2 protein-coding genes and 1 pseudogene are annotated in these 3,696 nt (G+C 60.1%); all 3 read left to right on the top strand.

Going from position 1 to position 3,696, the window contains the following annotated elements:
- The first annotated feature begins 99 nt into the window (after positions 1 to 99).
- Positions 100 to 2,037 carry an ABC transporter substrate-binding protein gene (locus FY112_RS01020; protein ID WP_151517414.1) on the top strand — a complete coding sequence of 646 codons (1,938 nt, stop codon included), beginning with the start codon at positions 100 to 102 and terminating at the stop codon, positions 2,035 to 2,037.
- A gap of 123 nt (positions 2,038 to 2,160) precedes the next feature.
- Positions 2,161 to 3,147 (top strand): ABC transporter permease, encoded by a 987-nt coding sequence (locus FY112_RS01015; protein WP_027664799.1) that lies wholly within the window; start codon positions 2,161 to 2,163, stop codon positions 3,145 to 3,147.
- A gap of 9 nt (positions 3,148 to 3,156) precedes the next feature.
- Positions 3,157 to 3,696 (top strand): annotated as a pseudogene (locus FY112_RS01010) (ABC transporter permease); the annotation flags it as partial.

Below are 3,696 nucleotides of genomic sequence, written 5' to 3'. Positions count from 1 at the left end.
GGTTTCGGTCGTAGCGCCGAGGAGGGCGTCAGCGTCGGGTCGGGAGCCCGCCGCATCAGCCGGCGCAAAGGCTGCGCCGGCCCAAAAGGGAGGAATTCGATGGCCAAAGAAATACTGTCGCGTGGCGTCACCCGCCGCGCCGTGCTTGGCGGCATGGCTGGCGTCGCGGCGCTGTCTATTGCCGGTCGCGTGTCCGCCGCAGGCGGCGAAGCGCCGGCCCTTGCGCAGCTCGCCAAGGATGGAAAGCTACCGCCGCTCGCCGAGCGCCTGCCGAAAAATCCGATGGTCGTGACGCCGTTCGAGAAGGTCGGCACTTATGGCGGTTCGCTGCGCCGCGGCCTTCGCGGTTCATCCGACCATAACGGCATCCTGCGTATGGTCGGCAACCAGAGCCTTGTGCGCTGGAACCTCGATTTTACCGCCGTGCAGCCGAACCTTGCCGAGCGCTGGGAAGTTAGCGACGACGCAACACAATTCACCTTCCATCTGATCGAAGGCGTGCGCTGGTCCGACGGTCATCCCTTTACGGCCGATGACGTCGTCTTCGCGATTGAAGACTGTGTCAAGAACACCGAGCTCTACAGCTCGACACCGGCGCAGCTTGCTGTCGCCGGCAAGCCGGTCACGGTCGAGAAGATCGACGATTACACGGTGAAGTTCACCTTTGCTGCGGCCAACGCGCTTTATCTGGAAAACCTCGCCACGCCGCTTGGCCAGCATCCGACGCTGTTTCCGAAGCATTATTGCAGCCAGTTCCTGCCCAAATATAATCCCAATATCGAGGCCGATGCGAAGAAGGCCGGTGTCACCAGTTGGACAGAGCTGTTCCGCAGCCGTTGCGGCGACATCGAGATCCCGTCGCGATGGGGCAATGTCGACAAGCCGACGCTCGATCCATGGGTGGTCAAAGAGCCCTATGCCGGCGGCGCGACGCGCGTCGTCATGACCCGCAACCCTTATTTCTGGCAGGTCGATACCGAGGGCAACCAGCTCCCCTACATCGATGAAATCAACTTCGGCATCTCGCAGGACGTCGAATCGCTGATGCTGAACGTCATCTCCGGTAAGATCGACATTCAGGAACGTCACATCAGCGTTCTCGCCAACAAGCCGACGCTGTCCAAGAACATGGAAAAGGGCGATTACCGGCTGCTGACGCTCGTGCCTTCGGCCTCGCAACAGTGCCAGATCTATTTCAACATCACCCACAAAGATCCTGCCATGCGCAAGATGTTTGCCGACAAGTCGTTCCGGCAAGCGCTCTCGATCGGCATCAATCGCCAGGAGCTCATCGACATCGTCTATTTCGGACAGAGCGAACCCTACCAGGCCGGGCCGCGTCCGACCCATCCCTGGTATAACGAGACATATGCGCGCCAATTCACCGAGTTTGACGCCGACAAGGCAGGCGCGATGCTCGATGAGGCCGGCTATAAGAAAGGCGGCGACGGTTTCCGCCTCCGGCCGGACGGCCAGAAGGTGTTCTTCTCGATCGACGTCATTCCGACGCTCTATCCCGACCTCGTCGATGCCCTGGAACTGGTCAAGGCGCATTGGGCTCAGATCGGTGTCGACATGAAGGTCAACACGATCGAGCGGGCGCTCTATTACACCCGCGGCGACGATAACGCCCATGATGCGGCAGTGTGGCCAGGTCCTGGCGGTCTCGATCCGATGCTCGATCCGCGCGATTTCTTCGCCTTCCATCCGCAGGGTTCGCGTTACGCCATCCCATGGACGCTTTGGTACACCTCTAACGGTGCGCGCGGCGAAGAACCGCCGGAAAGCCAGAAGAAGCGCATGAAGCTTTTCGACGAAGCGCGGTCGACAGCCGATCTCGACAAGCGCGGTGCGATCATGAAGCAGATCTTCGACATCGCGGCCGAGGAATTCGAGACCGTCGGCCTTTGCCTTGCCGTCGGCGGCTTCGGCATCATCCGCAACAATCTGCGCAATGTTCCCGAGAAGGAGCCGGATAGCTGGTCCTGGCCCAATCCCGGCCCTGCAATGCCGCAGCAATTCACCTTCACGAGCTGATTTTCGTCTTAAGCGCCGTACCATCAGGTACGGCGCTTTCTTTCAGTTCGCCCTCCGAGATGCCTTGCCGGTCCTGACGGCCGACAAGGCCGGGAAGGCGGTGTTCAATGCAAGAGGCGCCTCATGCTGGTCTTTATCGCCAAACGCTTCCTATGGATGATTCCGTCGCTGTTTGCCGTCAGCTTCCTGGCTTTCGTGCTGATCCAGCTGCCGCCGGGCGATTATGTCACGACCTATATTGCGACGCTGGCAGCCTCCAACGAGATCGTCGATCAGAACACGGCGGCGCAATTGCGCGAGCGCTTCGGCCTCGGCGACCCGATGCTCGTCCAATATTTCAAATGGATGTGGGGCATTCTCACGCGCGGCGATTTCGGCATCTCCTTCGAATGGCAGCAGCCGGTCTCGGACCTGATCTGGGAGCGCATGGCGCTAACGCTCGTTCTGGCCTTGTCGACATTGATCGCCACCTGGGCAATCGCGCTGCCGATCGGCGTCTATTCCGCCGTGCGCAAATATTCGATCGGCGACTATTTCTTCACCGCCTTCACCTTTTTCGGCCTGGCCGTTCCGTCCTTCCTGCTGGCGCTGGTGCTGATGTATGTCGCGGCGGTCGAATTCGGACAGGATGTCGGCGGGTTGTTTTCGCCGGAATACGAGAACGCGTCCTGGAGCTTCGCCAAAATGGTCGATCTCTTCTCGCATCTCTGGCTTCCCGTCATCATCCTTGCCGTCTCCTCGACGGCGAGCCTCATCCGCGTCATGCGCGCCAACATGCTCGATGAACTGCCGAAGCCTTACGTGACCACGGCCCGGGCAAAAGGGCTCTCTGAGTTCCGGCTGCTGATGAAATATCCTCTGATGATCGCGCTCAATCCGTTCATCTCGACGATCGCCTGGCTGCTGCCCAATCTCATTTCCGGCTCGGTCGTCGTCGCCATCGTCCTCAATCTGCCGACGGCCGCACCTTTGCTGCTGCAGGCGCTGATGGCCCAGGACATGTATCTCGCCGGCGCCTTCGTTCTGCTGATCTGCGCGCTGACGCTGATAGGATCTCTGATCAGCGATATCCTGCTTGCGCTGGTCGATCCCCGCATCCGGTTGGAATAGGAGCCTTACGTGGTCGACATCCCCATTACAAATATTCCCCCGGATCGCGCCGCCGTCGCATCGCAGTGGCAGCTCATCTGGTGGGCTTTCCGCCGGCACCGGCTTGCCATGGTGGCGCTTGTCGTCACCGTGCTGATGTATATCGTCGCCGTCATTCCCGGCTTCTTCGCCATCAACGATCCGTACCTGCAAAATGCGCGGGCGACCTTTCACCCGCCGCAGAAATTGCATCTGATCGATACTGAGAACGGGTTCTCCTTCGGCCCGCATTATTATCCGATGAAGCTGACCCGCGATCCGGAAACGCTGGCAGCCATCTACAAGGAAGACACGACGAAGCGTGTCGATGTCCAGTTCTTCGGGCGCGGTTATGAATATTCCGTGTTCGGCCTCTTCAGGACCAACATCCATCTGATCGCCTCGCCCGACAAGACGACGCCGCTGCTTCTCTTCGGCGCCGACAGGCTTGGGCGCGATGTCTTCAGCCGAACGGTGCAGGGCTCGCAGATCTCGTTGTCGATCGGCCTCGTCGGTGTCTTCTTCTCGTTG

The sequence above is a fragment of the Rhizobium sp. PEPV16 genome, assembly GCF_008919455.1.
In the GTDB taxonomy this organism is placed as follows: domain Bacteria; phylum Pseudomonadota; class Alphaproteobacteria; order Rhizobiales; family Rhizobiaceae; genus Rhizobium; species Rhizobium leguminosarum_Q.
This window is presented reverse-complemented; position numbering and strand designations above follow the sequence as displayed.

Bases quoted from the DNA above. Each gene is read 5' to 3' on its own strand.
- FY112_RS01020 (WP_151517414.1), top strand. From the start codon at position 100: ATGGCCAAAGAAATACTGTCGCGTGGCGTCACCCGCCGCGCCGTGCTT.
- FY112_RS01015 (WP_027664799.1), top strand. From the start codon at position 2,161: ATGCTGGTCTTTATCGCCAAACGCTTCCTATGGATGATTCCGTCGCTG.